Origin of the sequence: Methylorubrum thiocyanatum (assembly GCA_014138645.1) — a bacterium.
GTDB classification, from domain to species: domain Bacteria; phylum Pseudomonadota; class Alphaproteobacteria; order Rhizobiales; family Beijerinckiaceae; genus Methylobacterium; species Methylobacterium thiocyanatum.
This window is the reverse complement of sequence record JACJIB010000008.1, coordinates 233,814-252,389: the sequence shown is the minus strand read 5'-3', so window position 1 is coordinate 252,389 and position 18,576 is coordinate 233,814. Positions and strand designations below refer to the sequence as shown.

Genomic DNA, 18,576 nt, shown 5'->3' with positions numbered 1-18,576 from the left:
TCGCCGCGCAAGGGTGCGTTCGCGGCGCGCGGCGGGCCGTCTCCCGCGTTGCCGCGCCTGCGCCGCAGCCGTCTCGGGCGAGCCGCGAAACCAAGTCCGGATTTAATCCCTGACGGTGCGTGTGGCTCGGCACGCCGTGCCGGTCTTAGTTCGCCTATATCAATATAACCCCAGGACGAGAGTGCCCATCCGACTGGATGAGCCCGCTAAAAGGAAAGTGAACGTCACATGAAGACCCGAGTTGCCGCCGTCGTTGCCGCCGTCATCATCGGCGCCACCGCTCCGGCCTCATCCGTGATGGCTTTCGGCAACCGCACCACTCCGGCGGTCCGGTCCGATGTGCTGGTGACGGGCTCGCTGGGGGTCCACGACAGCCCCGAGCACACCGCCTGCCCGATGAGCTCGGCGGCCGAGGGCAATGCGAACCAGCAGAACTTCCCGGTCAAGCAGTACGGTCAGACGGCCGGCGGTACCCGCTGCTAAGCGAGGATCAAACGGCATGCGGGGCCGAAGTTGAAATATAGTTCAGGCCCCGCGAATTCTTAGAATTTTATCGGTAATATTGCCCGTCATCGGCTCACATCTCCGCGATCCGAGATGAACTTCGTCGTCTCGGCGCATTTTTAGATCTCTGCTGATGGAATGACGGCGCGTTTCTATCGTTGACGGAATGACTGGGTCGAAATGGCCCGGTTTCTGCCTCTCCCTCCGCCTGTCGGGCCGTGACCTTTTCGCGATTCCGCGGGGACGGCCGGGCAGGATTGGAGCCACTGATCGCAAGGAGTTGACCGAGCATGCAGCTGAAGCCCGTGTCCTACGCCATGATCGCCGTTTTCGCCGGTTGCCTCGTGATGACCGTCATCGGTTCGATGAACGTGCTGCTCGGCGGGATGTAACCGTCGATCAGGCCCCCGCGCGGCTGTGCCGCGGCACCGGCCCCCGGTCGAGGCGCAGCAGCAGCGCCACGGGGATCAGGCCGGTCATCACGATCAGCAGCGCAGCCGCGGCACCGTCCTCATAGGTGCCGCGGGCGGCCTCGCCGTAGAGGTGCGTGCTTAAGGTCTCGACGTTGAGCGGACGCAGCAGCAACGTCACCGGCAGTTCCTTCGCGATATCGACGAAGGCGAGCAGCGCCCCGCTCAGAACGGCGGGCCATGCCAACGGCAGCTGCACCGCGAGCAGGGTCGCGAAACGGCCGCGTCCCAGCATCCGGGCCGCATCGGGAAGGGTCGAGGGGATGCGGGCGAAACCCGCCTCCGTCGCACCGACCGAGATGGTGAGGAAACGCAGCGTGTAGGCGATGACCAGCGCCGCGCCCGTTCCGAGCCCGATGGCCGGCGCCCAGCCGAGTTCCGCGCCGAACAGGTCGGCCAATCCCTTATCGAGCAAAGCGAGGGGCGCGAGCAGTCCCACCGCCAGAACCGTGCCGGGCATTGCATAGCCGAGGCCGGCGACCCGGATCAGCGCCTGACCGCTCCGGCGTCCCAGAAGTTGCGGGGCAGCGGCCACCAGCAGCCCTACAGCGACCGTGACGGCGGTCGCGGCGCCCGCATAGAGGACGGTGTTGAGGGTCTGCGCGGCCAGCGCCTCCGGCCATCCGCCCGCTCGCAGCCGCTGCCACGCGGCCCACGCGAGATAGCCCGCGGGCAGGCCGAAGCCGAGGAGGACCGGGGTGGAGCCGAGGGCGAGCGCGGCCGCCGCCCGCCAGCCGGACAAGGGGCGGCGCGCGGTCGGCCGGTCACGATGGCCCGAACCGGCATAGCCTCGCTTGCCCCGGGCGAGCCGCTCGAGCGCGACCAGACCGACGACGCCGGCCAGCATCACCAGGGCGATCTGCGCCGCGCCGGGCAGGTCCGAGCGGTTCACCCAGGTCGCGTAGACCTGCACCGTCAGCGTGCGCACGCCCAAGAACTCGGCCGCACCGACATCGTTGAGCGTCTCCATCAGCGCGAGCCCGACGCCGAGGGCGATGGCAGGGCGGGCCAGCGGCAGCGCCACCCGGAAGAAGGTCCGCGCCGGCCCGGCGCCGAGCATCCGCGCCGCCTCCAGCAACGTCCCCGCCCGCATCAGGAACAGCGCCCGCGTCGGCAGGTAGACGTAGGGATAGAGCACGAAGCCGAGGAGCAGGATGCAGCCGGGCAGGGAGCGCAGATCGGGAAGGGACAGGTCGCGTGGGCTCGACAGCCCGAGCAGCGCCCGCAGACCGCTCTGAATCGGTCCCAGCGGGTGCATCAGATCGAGATAGGCGTAGGCGACCACATAGGTCGGCACCGCGAGCGGCAGCAGGAGGGCCGCGTCGAGGAACCGACGGCCGGGGAAGGCGAAGGCCGAGACGAGCCATGCCGTCCCGGTTCCGAGCGCGGTCACCAGGAGCCCCACGCCGACGAGCAGCAGCCCGGTCTCGCGGATCGCCTGGGGCAGGACGTAGGCCGCCAGATGCGGCCACAGCTCGCCGGTCCCGTCGGCCGCCGCCACGGCAAGCGAGACGACCGGGGCCAGGAGGATCGCGGCCAGCACCGCCGCCGCCGCGTGAAGGAGGCCCCGTGCGGGCGTCATCGAGGGGTCTGCAATCCGTTTCGGCGTCCGTTGGCCGGCTGCGACGGGCCGGCGATCCTCGAACGCGATCAGTTGTCGAAGCCGACCTTGTCCGCGAGCAGGCTCGCCGCCTTGCGGTTGCGCGCGATCTCGACGAGCGGGGTCGCATCGACCGAGAGCGGGCCGAGCGCCTGGAGCATCGGATCGACCGCGGCGCCGGATTTGACCGGGTACTCGAAATCGGCCCGGGCGTAGAGCGCCTGCGCCTCGTCGGAGACGAGGTATTCGAGAAGCTTGACGGCCTCGTCGCGATGCGGCGCGTGCTTGGCGACGACGGCGCCCGAGACGTTCACGTGGGTGCCGCCGCCCTCGAAGGTCGGCAGGACAACCTTGATCGCCTCGCCCCATTTCTGCTGGTCCGGCCCGCCGCGGCCTGAGCGCATCAGCCCGACATAGTAGGAGTTGGCGAGCCCGATCTCGCAGAGGTCGGCGGCGATGTCGCGCGCCACGTCCCGGTCGCCGCCCGCCGCCTTGCGGGCGAGATTGGCCTTCACGCCGCGAAGCCAGCCCTCCGTCTTCTCCGCGCCGTGCCGCACGAGGTAGGCTGCGATGAGGGCCGTGTTGTAGGGGTGCTGGCCCGACCGGATGCAGATCTTGCCGCGCCATTTCGGGTCGGCGAGCGATTCGTAGGTCGCGGCGTTCAAGTCGGCGAGCGCCTTGTCGGCATAGAGCACGCGGGCGCGCAGGGAGAGCGCGAACCAACGCCCATCCCCGTCGCGCAGGGGCGCCGGCACCGCCGCTTCCAGGACGGGGGAGCGGACCGGCTGGGCGAGGTCGCGGTCGACCAGCTCGATCAGATTGCCGATATCGACCGTCATGACGACGTCGGCGTTGCTGCGGGCCCCCTCGGCGGCGACACGCTCGGCCAAGCCCTTCTCGACGAACACGGTGTTCACCGTCACGCCGGTCTTGGCGGTGTAGGCGTCGAGGAGGGGACGGATCAGGCCTGGCTCGCGGGTGGTATAGAGGTTCACCTCGGCACTCTGGGCCTGTCCGGTGATGGCGAGGGCCAGGCCGAACCCCACGAGACACCCGATACGCCGAACGCGCCGCATTTCTTTGCTCCCCCCAAGCATCGTCGATGCCTGCTGCGTGTTACAGAGCGTCGGCAGGCTCGACAAGTTTGTTGATTTTTAGTTATTCCAAATAAAGCGGTGGGCTCAGGAAGATTTGGCCGCTGGAAAGACGAAGACACCGCCCTCCGCGAGCCCCAGGGCAACACCGTCGCCCGCGATGCCGTCCGGCGCAGCGGTGAGGCGCAGGGGCGCATCGAGCCCGGCGACTTCGACATCGATGCGGGTGCTGGCGCCGACGAAGCGACGGCGCAGGATCCGGCCCGGCACGCCTTCGCCCCGCGGCACGATGCGGATCGCCTCCGGTCGCAGGCAGACCCGCACGGATCCATCGGGCGTGGGGTCGGTGAGGGCGAGTGTCCCGAGCGGCGTCGTCAGGCGGCCTCCGGAGGCGAGGCCCTCCATTTCAACGATGTCGCCGAGCGCCCGCGCCGCGAAGGGGCTCGCGGGCGCCCGGTACAGCCTCTCGGCGGTGTCGCACTGGACCAGGCGGCCCTCGCGCATCAGGGCGATGCGGTCGGCGAACTCGACCGCCTCGGCGGCGTCGTGGGTCACGAGGATGGCGCTGATGCCGCCCTGGCGCAGGACGGCCAGGGTATCGGCCCGGACCCGTTCGCGGGTGCCGGCATCGAGATTCGAGAACGGCTCGTCGAGGAGCAGCACCCGGGGACGCGGCGCCAGCGCCCGCGCCAGGGCCACACGCTGCGCCTCGCCGCCGGACAGGGTCCCCGGATAGCTGTCCGCCCGGTCCGCGAGGCCGACCTCGGCAAGGCGTTCGAGGGCCACCGCCCGCGCCGCGCGGCTCGACAGATGGCGAAGGCCGAACCGGACGTTGGCGAGCACGGTGAGGTGGGGAAACAGGGCGTAGTCCTGGAACATCAGGCCGACGCCGCGGGTCTCCGGCGGCTCATCGCGACCGCGGCCGGCCACGCGCCGGTCATCGATGCGGATCTCGCCGGCATCGGGCGCGTCGAGCCCGGCGATCAGGCGCAGCAGCGTGCTCTTCCCGCAGCCGGAACGGCCGAGAACGGCCAGGATCTCGCCCGGCGGCAGCGAGAGTGAAACATCCTCGAGCGCCGGTGTGCGGCCATAGCGCCGGCTGACACCGCGGATGTCGAGCCGCGCCGGCGACAGGCCGGTCTTCGCGGCGCCGTCCTGTCCGGCGGGCGGGGGCGGTGCTGTCCTGCGACGGAGAAACAACGGCAGCGGATCCGGGAAAAAGGGGCCTGAACCGGGAAGGCGGGCCCGGCGGTCCGTCATCCCTGGCACAGCTTCGGCGCCGGGGCGAGGTCCCCCTTCGTGCTTCTCAAACCGACCGGGGCATGCTATCGCCCCGGTGCAGTGCCGCTCGCCACACCGCCCCGTGCGGAGGGTCTCCGGGAAACCGGATGACCGGCGTGAGATGCGATCGGCGGGTGTAGCTCAATGGTAGAGCAGCAGCCTTCCAAGCTGAATACGAGGGTTCGATTCCCTTCACCCGCTCCACTCGCCCTTCCATCTCCTTCTGATCGGCTCGGCGAGGCGCGCAGACGCCGGCTCGTGTCCCGTCCCGGTTGCGGTGACGACGCCGTTCAGGCGCTTCGCTCGCGGTCCGAGACGAGGCGCAGATGCGGCATCGGTCGCGCCGCGAGAATCGCGGCCACCTTGCGTTCGAGTTCGCCGTCCCGGAACGGCTTCTGCACGATGGCGTCGGCACCGACGGCGCCGGCTTGGGTCAAGGCTTCCATGTCGGCGTAGCCCGTGACGAACAGGACCGGCACCTCCGGCCAGCGCTTGCGGATCTCGGTGGCGGCCTCGGCCCCGTTCATTCCGGGCATCGCGAAGTCGAGGACGACGAGATCGACGCAGGGATCGGCTTCGAGGGCGACGAGCGCCTGCAGGCCGGACGCCGCCTCGCGCAGATCGTAGCCCGCCTCGCCGAGCCGGGTCGCGGTCACTTCGCGAACCCAGGCGTCGTCATCGACCACGAGGAGCGTCGGCTTCGTGCCCGGCGATTGCGGGCTGGCGCAATCGGTCTCCGTGGCCAGGGCGGGCGACGCCACGCCTTCGCTCTCGGCGCGGGGCAGGTACACCTTGAACGAGGTGCCTTCTCCGGGAACCGTATCGACCCTGATGCCGCCGCCGGACTGCTTCACGAATCCGAACACCTGGGCGAGCCCGAGGCCCGAGCCCTTGCCCACCGCCTTGGTCGTGAAGAAGGGCTCGAACACGCGGGCCAGAACCTCCGGCGTCATGCCGGTCCCGGTGTCGCTCACCGCGATCATCACGTACTCGCCGGGGCTGGGCTGCTCCGGCCGGGTCGGCGCCCCAGCGACGGCGACGTTGGCGGTCTCGATGGTCAGCCGGCCCCCGACCGCCATCGCGTCTCGGGCGTTGATGGCGAGGTTGAGGATGACGAGTTCGATCTGGGTCGCATCGACGAGGGCCGGCCACAGATCGGCCTGAAGCGCCGTCTCGATCTGCACCGCCCCGCCGATGGAGCTTTGCAGCAGGTCGCGCATCGAGGCGACCGTCCGGTTCAGGCTCACCGGCTTCGGCTCCAGCCGCTGGCGGCGGGAGAAGGCCAGGAGCTGCGCCGTGAGGCTGGCGCCGCGGGCGGCCGCCCCGCGCATCATGTCGAGGCGCCGCTTCGAGCGCTCGCTCGTCACGTCGCGTTCCAGAAACTCGATATTGCCGCTGATGACGGTCAACAGGTTGTTGAAGTCATGCGCGACCCCGCTGGTCAGCTGCCCGATCGCCTCCAGCCGCTGCACCAGGCGCAGCGCCTCCTCGGCGCGCTCGCGCTCGGCGATCTGCTGCTGGAGCGCGGCATTGGCCTCGGCGAGCTCGCGCGTGCGCTCGGCCACGCGGGCTTCGAGCGATTGGTTGAGCGCCTGCAGCGCGGCCTCGGCCGCGCGCTTCTCAGCCCTGGTCCGGGCCTCGGCCATCGCGCGCACCACGATGCGCGGCAGCCGGTCGATCCGCTGCTTGGTGACGTAGTCCGTGGCGCCGTCCTTCAGCGCCTCGACCGCGATGTCCTCGCCGAGCGTGCCTGAGCAGAACACGAACGGGATGTCGGGGCACTGCGCCTGCGCGATGCGGAACGCGCTGATGCCGTCGAAGGCCGGCAGCACGTAGTCGGCGAGGATGAGGTCATGCCGACCCGGCCGCGCCTCGGCAGCGAAGGCGTCGCGGGTGATGACCCGCACGATGTGGATGGGGTGCCCGAGGCGTTCGAGTTCGGCCTCGATGAGTTCGGCATCGAGGTCGCTGTCCTCCAGGTGAAGGATGCGGAACGGCCCTGCCGTGCGTCCGATCACGCGTTCGATGGCCAGCCTCCCCGGTGCGGCGGCGGCTCGTTCAGGAGCGCCCAGAACACGCCGATCTCGCGGATCGCGGCGAAGAATTCATCGAAGGCCACCGGCTTCACCACGAAGGCGTTGACGCCGAGATTGTAGGATCGGACGACGTCGGTCTCCTCGCGCGACGAGGTCAGCATCACCACGGGGATGCCACGGGTCTGCGGGTCGCCCTTCACCTTGGCCAGCACTTCGAGGCCATCGACCTTGGGCAGCTTCAGGTCGAGCAGGACCACGGCCGGATCCTGCTGCCGACGCTGCTCGTGCACGCCGCGCCGGAAGATGAAGTCGAGCGCCTCGGCCCCGTCGCGGCAGATGACGATCTCGTTGGCGAGCTGACTCGATTCGAGCGCGGCCAGGGTGAGCTCGATATCGTTCGGGTTGTCCTCGACGAGGAGGATCGGCTTCAGTGCCGCCATCTCAGTGCGCCTCCTCGCGGACCGGCAGGGTGAAGTAGAAGGTTGCGCCCTCACCGGTCCGGCTCTCCGCCCAGGTCCGGCCGCCGTGGCGCTCGACGATGCGCCGCACGTTGGCAAGACCGATGCCGGTGCCCTCGAACTCCTCGACCCGGTGGAGACGTTGGAACACACCGAACAACTTGTCGACATAGGCCATGTCGAAGCCCACGCCGTTGTCGCGCACGAAGAACACCGCCTCGCCGTCGCGCGGCGGCAGCCGGCCGACCTCGATCACCGCCTCCTCCGCGTCCCGGCTGTACTTCACCGCGTTCGAGAGAAGGTTCTCGATGACGAGCCGCAGCATGGCCGGATCGGCGTAGGCGCGCCCCAGGGGCGCCACCTTCCACCGCACCGTCCGGTCCGGGGCGATGTCGCGCAGCGCCTTGCGGCGGACCTCCTCGACGAGAGCGTTGAGGTCGCCGGAAACCTTGTTGAGGGCGTGCCGTCCCATCTGCGAGAAGGTCAGCAGGTTGTCGACGAGGGTGCCCGCCGAGAGGGCCGCCTCGATGATCGTCTCGACGTAGTGCCGGCCCTTGTCCGTGAGGTTCGGGCTCTCGCGGTTCTTGAGCAGGTTCGCGTAGCCGACGATGTGCCGGAAGGGCGCGCGCAGGTCATGGCTGACGGAGTAGGAGAAGGCTTCGAGCTCCTTGTTCGAGCGCTGCAGCTCCTCGCTCATGGCGGCCAGTTCCTCGGCCCGGCGCAGGACGATGCCGAGCACCGAGGCGCGCAGGTCCTTGGCCGCCTCGACCTCCGGCAGCGACCAGGGCAGCGAGCGGCCCTTCAGCGTCTCTTTCCAGATCTCGAACGACTTGCGCGGATGCAGGCGGTCGGGGCCGCCCTCCGGGTCGGGCTGGACCGCCTTCACGGGGTTGCCGCCCCACTTCACCGTCCGCACCACCTCGGGCCGGAACCAGAGGATATAACTCGGGTAGCGCTTCGAGACCGAGATCGCGAGGAGCCCGCTCGCCCGGTCGGCGATGCCTTGCGCGCGGGGGAAGTCTTCCGCCAGCGCCTCGGTCACGAAGACGTCCTCGGCCTCGCCGCGCGCCGAGAGCCACTCGTACAGGGCGCGCACCTCGCCCTCCGGCGGCGCCGCGCCCAGGATGCGGCAACGATCGGCCGTGACCACGGCGGCCCCCGCGGCATTCACCAGCGCGAGCACGTCGTCCGGGTGGTTGAGCAGGCCGTCGACGAAGCTGTCCTCCTCGGCCATGAAGCCGAGGAGACGGGCCTGGATCGCGCCGAGGGCGAGGCGCTGCTCGGCCTGCTCGCCGCGGACCTTGGCGGAGAGCTGCAGGGCGAAGACCTGGGTGAGGAAGTCGCACGCGTTGCGCGCCTGCAGCGGCACGCGCTTCGGCGTGCCGTTGTGGCAGGAAACGAGGCCCCAGAGGACGCCGTCGACGAGGATGGAGACCGACATGGACGCCATCGTGCCCATGTTGCGCATGTACTCGACATGGACCGGGGAGACCGAGCGCAGCACCGACTGGCTGAGGTCGAGCGGCGTGCCCGCGGGCGTCATGGCCGGCCGGATCGGCACCGGCGCGTAGCCGGCATCCGGGATGATGCGCAGGCGATTGCGCCGGTAGAGTTCGCGCGCCTGGGCGGGGATGTCCGAGGCGGGGAAGCGCAGGTCGAGGTAGGAGGGCAGCACGCCGTTGCCGGACTCGGCGAGCACCGTGCCGTGCCAGTCGCGGTCGAACCGGTAGACCAGCGCCCGGTCGAAGCCGGTGATGTGACGGATGTCCGCCGCGAGAAGCTGGCAGAGATCCTCGACGTTCGGCGCGGTGTGGAGCCGCTGCACGAAGGCGCGCAGGCGCGGGTTCAGGGCATCGAGGCCGGCTTCGCCGGAGGCGTCGTCGGTCTCCTCCAGTTCCAGCACCAAGAGGTCGTCGACCCGGTGCGCGGCGACCTCGTAGGCCTGTCGCGTGGCGCCGGAGCCCAGCGTAACGGTCCGCAGATACTGGGCGCCGTCGGCCTCGCCGCCACCGTCGAGGGAGCGGCGCGCCAGCGCAGCGAGTTCGGGGAAGACCGCTTCCAACGCCGTCCCGATCGACGCGGCGACCGGAGCGTTGGCGCTGGCCTGGGCGACCACGAGGGTCCGAGCGTCCAGGGCGAGGAGGAAGCCGTGCGGCTGGACGCTGCCCACGATGTGGATCGGTTCGCGGTCGCAGGCCGTGAGGTCGATGCGCGGGGCGGCCTCGCTCGCTCGGTTCAAGTTGGACTCCCCTCGAGCGGCAGCCTGCCGAGTTCGACGGGCTTCCTAGCAGCCCGGCCCCGCCGCTGATAGGGCGGCAGAGGGCCGCCGCCGACATCGATCACCCCGATCGATGCCGCCCGACGGCGTCGTTCCCATACACCCCTCAGGCCCGATCGCCGCTCTCCCGGCGGGTCTCGTAGGGCCATTTCCATCCCTGGATCTCGGGCATGTCCTCGCCGTGCTCGCGGATGTAGAGCTTGTGCGTGGTCAGCCGGTCCCGGAAGCCCTGCTTGGCCTGCGCCGCCCGCGTCACCAGCCCCGGCACCCGGTCGATCGCCTCGATGGCGAGGTGGAAGCGGTCGAGTTCGTTCAGCACCACCATGTCGAAGGGCGTCGTCGTGGTGCCCTCCTCGATGAAGCCGCGCACATGCAGGTTGGCGTGGTTGACCCGGGAATAGGTCAGCCGATGAATGAGATAGGGGTAGCCGTGATAGGCGAAGATCACGGGCTTATCCCGGGTGAACAGGCTGTCGAACTCGGCATCGCTCAGCCCATGCGGATGATCCCGGTTCGATTGCAGGGTCATCAGGTCGACCACGTTGACGACGCGGATGCGAAGCCCCGGCACCGCCCGTTTCAGCAGATCGACCGCCGCCAGGGTTTCGAGCGTCGGCACGTCCCCGGCACAGGCCATCACGACGTCGGGTTCGAGCCCGGTCTCGTCCGTCCCGGCCCAGTGCCAGATGCCGATCCCGGCCTCGCAGTGAAGTCCCGCTTCCTCGGCGCTGAGCCATTGCGGCTGCGGCTGCTTGCCGGCCACGATCACGTTGATGCGATCGTAGGTCTTCAGGCAATGGTCGGCGACCCAGAGCAGGGTGTTGGCGTCCGGCGGCAGGTAGACCCGGACGATGTCGGACTTCTTGTTGGCGACGAGGTCGATGAAGCCGGGATCCTGGTGGCTGAAGCCGTTGTGGTCCTGGCGCCAGACATGGGAGGTCAGGAGGTAGTTGAGGGACGAAATCGGCCGGCGCCAGCCGAGTTCGCGGGACACCTTCAGCCACTTGGCATGCTGGTTGAACATCGAATCGACGATGTGAATGAAGGCCTCGTAGCAGGAGAACAGGCCGTGGCGGCCGGTGAGCAAGTAGCCTTCGAGCCAGCCCTGGCAGAGATGTTCGCTCAACACCTCCATCACCCGCCCCTCGTGGGCGAGGCCGACGTCGTAGGGCTCGATGGTCTCGATCCAGACGCGGTCGGTCGCCTCGAAGACCGCGTCGAGGCGGTTCGAGGCGGTCTCGTCCGGCCCCATGATGCGGAAGTTGCGCGCTTCCGCGTTCAGCCTGATCACGTCGCGCAGGTACCGCCCGAGGGTGCGGGTCGCCTCGCCGACCTCGGCGCCGGGCCTGGACACCGGGAGGCCGAAATCCTGCCACCGGGGACACCGCAGCTCCCGGCGTAGCAGACCGCCATTGGCGTGGGGGTTGGCGCTCATCCGTCGACGGCCCTCCGGCGCCAGAGCGGCGAGTTCGGGGCGCAGGCGGCCGGTCTCGTCGAACAGGGTGTCGGGGCGATAGCTCCGCATCCAGTCTTCGAGGACCTTGCGGTGCCCCTCGTCGGTCCGGGCGTTGCCGACCGGCACCTGATGCGCGCGCCAGAAGCCCTCCACCCGCTTTCCGTCGACGGTCTTCGGCCCGGTCCAGCCCTTGGGGCTGCGCAGCACGATCATCGGCCAGCGCGGGCGCCGGAAGCCCATGCCGCCGCCCCGCGCCTCGGCCTGGATATCCTCGATCCGCGCCACCGCGCGGTCGAGCGTCTCGGCCATCGCCCGATGCATCGGCGCGGGCGCCTCGCCCTCGACGAAGAAGGGCTCGTAGCCGAGCCCCGTGAACAGGGCTTCGAGTTCGTCGTCCCGCATCCGGCCGAGCACGGTCGGGTTGGCGATCTTGTAGCCGTTGAGGTGGAGGATTGGCAGCACCGCGCCGTCGGTGACCGGGCTGAGGAACTTGTTCGACTGCCACGAGGCGGCGAGCGGCCCGGTCTCGGCCTCGCCGTCGCCGATCACGCAGGCCGCGATCAAGTCGGGATTGTCGAAGACCGCGCCGTAGGCGTGGACGATGGCGTAGCCGAGTTCGCCGCCCTCGTGGATCGAGCCGGGGGTCTCGGGCGCGACGTGGCTCGGGATGCCGCCGGGGAACGAGAACTGCCGAAACAGCCGGCGCATGCCCTCCGTATCCTGGGCGATGTCCGGATAGACCTCGCTGTAGGTGCCTTCGAGATAGGTGTTGGCGACGATGCCGGGGCCGCCATGGCCCGGTCCGCAGATGTAGATCGCGTCGAGGTCGCGCGCTTTGATCAGCCGGTTCAGGTGGACGTAGATGAAGTTCAGACCCGGTGTCGTGCCCCAATGGCCGAGGAGCCGCGCCTTGATGTGCTGCGGCTGCAGCGGCTCGCGCAGAAGCGGGTTGTCGAGCAGGTAGATCTGGCCGACCGAGAGATAGTTGGCCGCCTGCCAGTAGCGGTCGATCAAAGCGAGTTCCTCGTCGCCGAGGCTCGCCGACGATGGCGCGGTCCGTCCTTGCGGATTGGTTGGCTCGGTCACGGAGTCTCTCCTGGCTGGCGGGGCAGGACCGGGCGGCCTCTCGGGCGGCCGCCGGAACGCGAGGGGCGTGTCGGCGCTCAGTCTCCGAAGATCACGCGGCGGAAGCGGGCGAGGGCGAAGGCGAAGTAGATGCTGCCCAGGGCGATGAGGGCGAGGAGCTGCGGCCAGACGATGGAAAGGGCCGCGCCGCGGTAGAGGACGGCCTGGGCGAGGGCGACGAAGTGCGGCGTCGGGCTCACGGTCTGCACGACGTATTGCAGCCAGACCGGCATGCTCTCCATCGGCGTGCTGCTGCCGGAGAGAAGCTGCATCAGCAGCAGCACCGGGATCACCAGCAGCCCGAACTGTCCCATGGAGGTGGCGATGGTGCCGAGCAGGATCCCAAGCGCCGCGACGGCGAGGGCGTAGAGGCCCGCCCCGAACAGGAACAGGGCGATGGAGCCGGCGATCGGCACGCCGAGCCACCACTCGACCACGATGAGCAGCGAGAACCCCGCCGCCACGAGGATCACCATCCCGTTGGCGATGACCTTGGCGAGCATGATCTCGATCGGCACCAGCGGCATCACCAAGAGGTGCTCCACGGTGCCCTGCTCGCGCTCGCGGATCAGCGCCGCCCCGGTGAGGATCACCGTCAGCAGCGTGATGTTGTTGATCACCTGCATTACCGAGGTGAACCAGCTCGTCTGGAGGTTCGGGTTGAACTTGGCCCGCGTCACCACCCGCACCGGCGCCGTATCGTTGCGTTCGCTGCGGGCGGCGAAGGCGGCGATCTCCTGGGTGATGATGGTCTGGATGTAGACCGAGCCGTTGCCGGCCTGGGTCATGGCCGTGGCATCGACATCGAGTTCGATCGATGTCGGGTGGCCGGACAGGACGTCCCGCTGCAGGCGTGGGGGCAGATCGATCACGAAGACCAGCCGGCCGGTATCCATGGCGGGATCGACCTCGTCGGGGCCGATCGGCACGACCTCCTTGAACAGCGGCGGGTTGAAGGCGCTCACGATCTGCCGCGACAGGTCGGAGTGATCCTCGTCGACCACGCCGATGGTCATGTTGCGCGCCTCGGTCGAGGCGCCGGAGGCGACGGAGACGACGGCGAAGGAGAAGGCGTAGAGGACGAGGAACAGCATCACCGGATCGGCGCGGATGCTGCGCAGTTCCTTGACGATGAGGCGGAGCACGTTGGCCACGTGCGTGCCGAAGCCGAGCGGCGCGGGAGCGGGGCCTTGGGAGCGGGCGGCGCCTCGGGCGGGATGGGCGGGCGCGGCCATGTCAGGCCTCCTGCTTGCGCAGGAGCAGTTGCGACAGCACGAGGAACAGGAAGGCGAAGCCCGCCAGCACCGCGATGTTGGGCGCGAGTTCGATGAAGGGCAGGCCCTTGGTGAAGGCGCCCGCCGTAACCGGCTGGTACCAAGCCGGCGGCAGCGAGAGCCCGATGATCCGCGCGCTGCCCGAGAGCGAGGAGATCGGCACCAGGAGCCCCGAGAAGTTGACCGCCGGGATGATCGACAGGAGCGCGGTGGCGAAGACCGCCGCGACCTGCGTCTTCATGAAAGTCGAGATGAATTGGCCGAACCCGGTGGTGGCCGCGACGTAGAACAGCGTGCCGAGCGCCAGGGCGATGAACGAGCCCTTCACCGGAACGTCGAACACGATCAGCGCGACGAGGACCAGCAGCAGGAAGCTGATCATCGCGATGAGGATGTAGGGGAGCTGCTTGCCGACCAGGAACTCGAACTTGGTGACCGGCGTCGAGCGGAAATTGGCGATCGATCCCGTCTCCTTCTCGCGCACCACCGCGATGGCCGACATGATGGCCGGGATCAGGATGAGCAGCAGCATCATCACGCTCGGGACCATGGCGTTGACGCTGCGGAAGGCCTGGTTGTAGCGGAAGCGCGTCTCCACGCTCACGGTCTTGCCCGACGCCGCAGCGCCCGTGCGCTCGGTCACCAGCTGCTGAGCGTACTGGCTCGCCAGAGAGGTGACGTAGCCCCGGCTGGTCTCGGCCCGGAACGGCATCGCCCCGTCGAGCCAGACGGCGACTTCCGGCACTCGGCCGGCCTGCAGGTCGAGACCGAACCGGGGCGGGATCTCCAGGGCGATCTGCACGCGGCCGCTGCGGAAGCGCTCGTCGAGTTCGGCCGCGGAGCGGATCGGTGCCTGTTCGCTGAAGTAGCGCGAACTGGTGAAGGCCTCGACGAGCTGCCGGCTCTCCGGGCTGTTGTCCTGGTCGAAGGCGGAGAAGCGCAGGTGCTCGACGTCGAACGAGATGCCGTAGCCGAAGGCGACCATCAGCAGCATCGGGCCGAGGAAGGCGAAGGCGATGCGGATGGGGTCGCGCAGCAACTCCATCGTCTCGCGCCTCGCATAGGCCCAGAGCCGGCGCGGATCGAACAGGTGGCGGTGCGGCCCGGGCCGAGGGGCGGCGGCGGGAAGATCCGCCTCCGGCCCGGCCGGCGCCTCCCGGTCGATGCCGGCGGCCTCGGCGAGATAGCCGATGAAGCAATCCTCCAGCGAGGCGCTGCCGCGCTCCTGCACGAGGTCGGCCGGCGCACCGACGGCGAGCACCTTGCCGGCATGCATGAGCGAGATGCGGTCGCAGCGCTCCGCCTCATTCATGAAGTGGGTGGATAGGAAGATGGTGACGCCCTCGTCGCGCGAGAGGTCGATCAGGGTGCGCCAGAAGGCGTCGCGGGCGATGGGATCGACGCCCGAGGTCGGCTCGTCGAGGATCAGCATGGCCGGCCGGTGCAGCACGGCCACCGCGAGCTGCAGCCGCTGCTTGATGCCCAGCGGCAGGCTGTCGGGCCGCGCGTCCTTGACCGGTTCCAGCTCGTAGCGGTCGAGCAGTTCCCGGATCCGCACCGGCCGGTCGTGCGGCGGCAGATGGTAGAGTTGGGCGTGCAGTTCGAGGTTCTGCAGCACCGTCAGCTCGCTGTAGAGCGAGAAGGCCTGGGACATGTAGCCGACGTTGCGCCGGGTCTCCATGTCGTTGCTGCCGACGGGCCAGCCGAACAGCCGCGCGGTGCCCTCCGTGGCCGGCAGGAGGCCCGTGAGCATCTTCATCGTCGTGGACTTGCCGCAGCCGTTCGAGCCGAGGAAGCCGAAGATCTCGCCGCGGCCGATGCGGAAGCTCACATCGTCGACGGCGGTGAAACGGCCGAAGCGCCGCGTCAGGTGCTCGGCCTCGATCGCCGGCTCCGCGTCGAGCCCCGGCGGGCGGGGCCGCAGCACCACCGCCTGGTGCTGCGCCTGCTTCTCGGGCGGCAGCAATGCGATGAAGGCCGCCTCCATGTCGGGCTTGGCCGTCCGCTCCAGCAGCTCCGCGGGGCTGCCGCTCGCGATGACCCGGCCGTCGTCCATCGCCACCAGCCACTCAAAGCGCGAGGCCTCGTCCATGTAGGCGGTGGCGACGACGACGCTCATGCCGGGCCGGCGTGCCCGGATCGAGCCGATCAGGTCCCAGAATTGGCCCCGCGACAGCGGGTCCACGCCGGTGGTCGGCTCGTCGAGGATCAGCAGGTCGGGATCGTGGATGAGGGCGCAGCAGAGGCTGAGCTTCTGCTTCATGCCGCCGGAGAGCTTCCCGGCGGGCCGCGCCTCGAAGGGTTCGAGTCCCGTTGCGGTGAGAAGGTCGGTGATGCGGGCGCGCCGCTCGCGCCGTCCCTGGCCGAAGAGGCGGCCGTGGAAGTCGATATTCTCGAAGACGCTGAGCGTCGGGTAGAGGTTTCGGCCGAGTCCCTGGGGCATGTAGGCGATGCGCGCGCCCTGCGCCGCACGGTGGCGCCGCTGCGCCATGTCGCCGCCGAGCGCCAGAACCTCGCCGGTCTGGATCCGGCGCACCCCCGCGACGAGGGCGAGCAGGGTCGATTTGCCGACGCCGTCCGGCCCGATCACCCCCACCATGCGCCCGGCCGGCAGGCCGAGCGACACGTCGTCGAGCGCGACCGTCCGGCCGTAGCGGTGGGAGACATGGTCGAGCCGGGCGATCTCGGCCGCGTCGTTCATGCCGGCCTCACGGCAGCTTCACGGCAAGGTCGGGCGGCCAGGCGACGTTGGCCTTGATCCGCACGAACCCGATGCCGCGCACGCCGGTCTTCACCCGCTTGCGGTAGGTCTTCAGCACCTGCGGATCGATCTGGAGCTTGATGCGGAAGGTGAGCTTCTCGCGCTCCTCCTCGGTCTCGACGCTTTTGGGCGTGAACTGCGCGTCGGCGGCCACGAAGCTGATGGTTGCCGGCACGACGTATTGCGGAATCGGATCGAGGATGATGCGCGCTTCGTCGTTGAGTGCGAGCGGGCCGGCCTGCGCCGCCGGCAGGTAGATCGTCATGTAGACGTCCGCGAGGTCGAGCAGCGTCAGGATGCGGGTGCCGGCGCCCACGACCTCGCCCTCCCGCGCCAGCCGGTACTGCACCCGCCCGTCGCGGGGCGCCCGCAGCACGAGATCGACCAGCACGGCCTGCAGCCGCTGCACGTCGGCCTCGGCGCTCTGCACGGCGAATTTGGCCTGATCCTCCTGCGCCTTGGCGGCGTCGAGCGCCGCCTTGGCGGCCTCGGCCTTGGCCTTGCGCTGGTCGAAGATCTGCTTGGTCATATAGCCCTTGCCGACCAGCTCCTTGCCGCGGTTGTAGTCGGCGTCGGCGAAGGTGAGGTCGCTGTTGCGTTGGGCGATCAGGGCGACGGCCTCGGCGAGGCTCTTCTTGGCCCGCAGCACCTGGGCCTGTGCGCCGCGGAGCTGCGCCTCGGTCTCGGGCGAGGAGATCGTGGCGACGACCTGCCCGGCGCTCACCTCGTCGCCCTCCTTCACGAGGAGCTGCGCGATCCGGCCGGCATATTTCGCGGCGACATCGACCTGGGTCGCCTCGATCCGGCCGTTCGACTTGGCGATGCCTTCCGGCATCGTCTGGCCGCGCAGCCGGTTGATGAGGTCCCTCAGGCGCGACTGCGCCAGCGCTTCCGACGGAGCGGAGACGACACCGACAGCCAAGCCGGCGGCGAGCAGGATCGCATCGAAGCGTTTCCCTCGGCTCATTCCGTCCCCGAAGCGGATCGACCCAGCAGTCGCATCGTGTGTCTTGCGATCATCAGCTCCTCGTCGGTCGGGACGACCCAGATCGGCGCCCGGCTCTCCGGCGCATCGATTCTCACCGGCCCGTCGAGTGGTGCGACGGCAGAGCCGTTCGCGTCATTGCTCAGGATCAAACCGGTGAGGCCGAGGGCGGCGATGACGCGCCGCCGGATCTCCGGCGCGTTCTCGCCGATGCCGGCGGTGAAGACGAAGGCATCGAGGCCCCCGAGGGTCACGGCGAGGGCAGCGGTCGCCTGCGCCACCCGCCGGCAGAAGAAATCGATGGCCATGGCGGCCTCGGGCCGGTCGCTCGCCAGCAGCGTGCGCACGTCGTTGCTGATCCCGGACAGGCCGAGCAGCCCGCTTTCGAAGTAGAGCATGTGGCCGACCTCGGCCGGGCTCATGCCCTTGTGCTCGATGAGGTGGAGCACGGCGCCGGGATCGAGCGCGCCGGACCGGGTGCCCATCGGCAGGCCGTCGAGGGCGGTGAAGCTCATGGTGGTGTCCTGGCTCCGTCCGTCGGCCAGGGCGCAGAGCGAGGCGCCGGAACCGAGATGGGCAATCACCACGCGCCCGTTCGCCACGTCGGGGTCGATCTCCCGCAAGCGCCCGGCGACGTACTCGTAGGACAGGCCGTGGAAGCCGTAGCGCCGCACGCCCTCGTCGTAGAGGAAGCGGGGCAGGGCGAAGCGGTCGGACAATTCGGGATGGCCGCGATGGAAGGCCGTGTCGAAGCAGGCGACCTGCGGCAGGTCGGGCCGGCGCTCTCGCAGCACCCGGATCGGATCGAGATTGCCGAGCTGATGCAGCGGTGCGAGCGGGATGAAGGTCTCCAGCGTGCGCAGCACCGCATCGTCGACCCGCACCGGCTCCGTGAACGTCGGCCCTCCGTGAACCACCCGGTGCCCGACCGCGACGATCGCCGCGTCGCCGAGATGGTGGAGAAGCCAGTCGGCGAGATGATGCTGGGCAGCGGAGGCGTCGGGCACCTCGCCGGCCTCGAAGCGGCGGTCCGCCAGGACGGAGCCGCGTCCGTCGCGCACCTTTAACGCCGGAGTGCTGCCGATGCCGCTCATTCCGCCGCTCAGGGCGGGGGTGAGATCGCGGTCGGCGATGCGGAACAGCTTGAACTTGATCGACGAGCTGCCCGCATTCACGACCAGAATGCTGTCGCTCATCTCAGCCCCGCGCCGGAGGAGCGACGTGAGGCGGCCCGAGGTCGTTCCTCAGGGGCCG

General features: G+C 69.5%; 12 protein-coding genes and 1 tRNA gene. 2 read left to right on the top strand and 11 right to left on the bottom strand.

Features of this window, described 5'->3' with window-relative positions; all coding sequences use genetic code 11:
* The first annotated feature begins 228 nt into the window (after positions 1-228).
* The gene (locus HNR51_RS21945; protein ID WP_012452480.1) at positions 229-483 is read left to right on the top strand and encodes a hypothetical protein; all 255 of its coding nucleotides are present in this window, start codon (positions 229-231) and stop codon (positions 481-483) included.
* A gap of 420 nt (positions 484-903) precedes the next feature.
* Here HNR51_RS21945 and HNR51_RS21940 read toward each other — a convergent pair whose 3' ends face one another.
* The 3 genes from HNR51_RS21940 to HNR51_RS21930 form a co-directional block, all read right to left on the bottom strand.
* On the bottom strand, positions 904-2,556 hold the full coding sequence (locus HNR51_RS21940; RefSeq protein ID WP_182556352.1) for an ABC transporter permease: 1,653 nt from the start codon (positions 2,554-2,556) through the stop codon (positions 904-906).
* A gap of 68 nt (positions 2,557-2,624) precedes the next feature.
* Positions 2,625-3,650 carry an extracellular solute-binding protein gene (locus HNR51_RS21935; protein ID WP_182556351.1) on the bottom strand — a complete coding sequence of 342 codons (1,026 nt, stop codon included), beginning with the start codon at positions 3,648-3,650 and terminating at the stop codon, positions 2,625-2,627.
* 105 nt (positions 3,651-3,755) lie between these two features.
* Positions 3,756-4,868: an ABC transporter ATP-binding protein gene (locus HNR51_RS21930; RefSeq protein ID WP_301549791.1), complete on the bottom strand. Its 1,113-nt coding sequence runs from the start codon at positions 4,866-4,868 to the stop codon at positions 3,756-3,758.
* Between the two features lie 211 nt (positions 4,869-5,079).
* Here HNR51_RS21930 and HNR51_RS21925 point away from each other — a divergent pair.
* Positions 5,080-5,153, top strand: a tRNA-Gly gene (locus HNR51_RS21925).
* A gap of 86 nt (positions 5,154-5,239) precedes the next feature.
* Here the strand turns inward: HNR51_RS21925 and HNR51_RS21920 are convergent.
* From HNR51_RS21920 to HNR51_RS21885, 8 genes are all read right to left on the bottom strand, one after another.
* A complete protein-coding gene (locus HNR51_RS21920) occupies positions 5,240-6,967 on the bottom strand; it encodes a response regulator (RefSeq protein WP_182556350.1) in 1,728 nt (575 codons plus the stop codon).
* Positions 6,964-7,425, bottom strand: a complete 462-nt coding sequence (locus HNR51_RS21915; RefSeq protein WP_012452474.1) for a response regulator — start codon at positions 7,423-7,425, stop codon at positions 6,964-6,966. Before HNR51_RS21915 ends, HNR51_RS21920 begins: the two co-directional genes overlap by 4 nt.
* Position 7,426: 1 nt before the next feature.
* The gene (locus HNR51_RS21910; RefSeq protein ID WP_182556349.1) at positions 7,427-9,682 is read right to left on the bottom strand and encodes an ATP-binding protein; all 2,256 of its coding nucleotides are present in this window, start codon (positions 9,680-9,682) and stop codon (positions 7,427-7,429) included.
* A gap of 145 nt (positions 9,683-9,827) precedes the next feature.
* On the bottom strand, positions 9,828-12,263 hold the full coding sequence (locus HNR51_RS21905; protein WP_182556348.1) for a phosphoketolase family protein: 2,436 nt from the start codon (positions 12,261-12,263) through the stop codon (positions 9,828-9,830).
* Between the two features lie 77 nt (positions 12,264-12,340).
* Positions 12,341-13,537: an ABC transporter permease gene (locus HNR51_RS21900; protein ID WP_182556347.1), complete on the bottom strand. Its 1,197-nt coding sequence runs from the start codon at positions 13,535-13,537 to the stop codon at positions 12,341-12,343.
* Position 13,538: 1 nt separating this feature from the next.
* Positions 13,539-16,277 (bottom strand): ribosome-associated ATPase/putative transporter RbbA, encoded by a 2,739-nt coding sequence (gene rbbA / locus HNR51_RS21895; RefSeq protein WP_182556346.1) that lies wholly within the window; start codon positions 16,275-16,277, stop codon positions 13,539-13,541.
* A 7-nt stretch (positions 16,278-16,284) separates the two neighbouring features.
* Complete coding sequence (locus tag HNR51_RS21890; RefSeq protein ID WP_012452469.1) at positions 16,285-17,304, bottom strand: HlyD family secretion protein; 1,020 nt, start codon at positions 17,302-17,304, stop codon at positions 16,285-16,287.
* On the bottom strand, positions 17,301-18,518 hold the full coding sequence (locus tag HNR51_RS21885; RefSeq protein WP_182556345.1) for an acetate/propionate family kinase: 1,218 nt from the start codon (positions 18,516-18,518) through the stop codon (positions 17,301-17,303). Before HNR51_RS21885 ends, HNR51_RS21890 begins: the two co-directional genes overlap by 4 nt.
* Between the last annotated feature and the right edge of the window lie 58 nt (positions 18,519-18,576).

Excerpts from the sequence above, each read along its gene's own strand:
- HNR51_RS21945 (WP_012452480.1), top strand. The coding sequence starts at position 229 with ATGAAGACCCGAGTTGCCGCCGTCGTTGCCGCCGTCATCATCGGCGCC.
- HNR51_RS21940 (WP_182556352.1), bottom strand. The coding sequence starts at position 2,556 with ATGACGCCCGCACGGGGCCTCCTTCACGCGGCGGCGGCGGTGCTGGCC.
- HNR51_RS21935 (WP_182556351.1), bottom strand. The coding sequence starts at position 3,650 with ATGCGGCGCGTTCGGCGTATCGGGTGTCTCGTGGGGTTCGGCCTGGCC.
- HNR51_RS21915 (WP_012452474.1), bottom strand. The coding sequence starts at position 7,425 with ATGGCGGCACTGAAGCCGATCCTCCTCGTCGAGGACAACCCGAACGAT.
- HNR51_RS21900 (WP_182556347.1), bottom strand. The coding sequence starts at position 13,537 with ATGGCCGCGCCCGCCCATCCCGCCCGAGGCGCCGCCCGCTCCCAAGGC.
- rbbA (WP_182556346.1), bottom strand. The coding sequence starts at position 16,277 with ATGAACGACGCGGCCGAGATCGCCCGGCTCGACCATGTCTCCCACCGC.
- HNR51_RS21890 (WP_012452469.1), bottom strand. The coding sequence starts at position 17,304 with ATGAGCCGAGGGAAACGCTTCGATGCGATCCTGCTCGCCGCCGGCTTG.
- HNR51_RS21885 (WP_182556345.1), bottom strand. The coding sequence starts at position 18,518 with ATGAGCGACAGCATTCTGGTCGTGAATGCGGGCAGCTCGTCGATCAAG.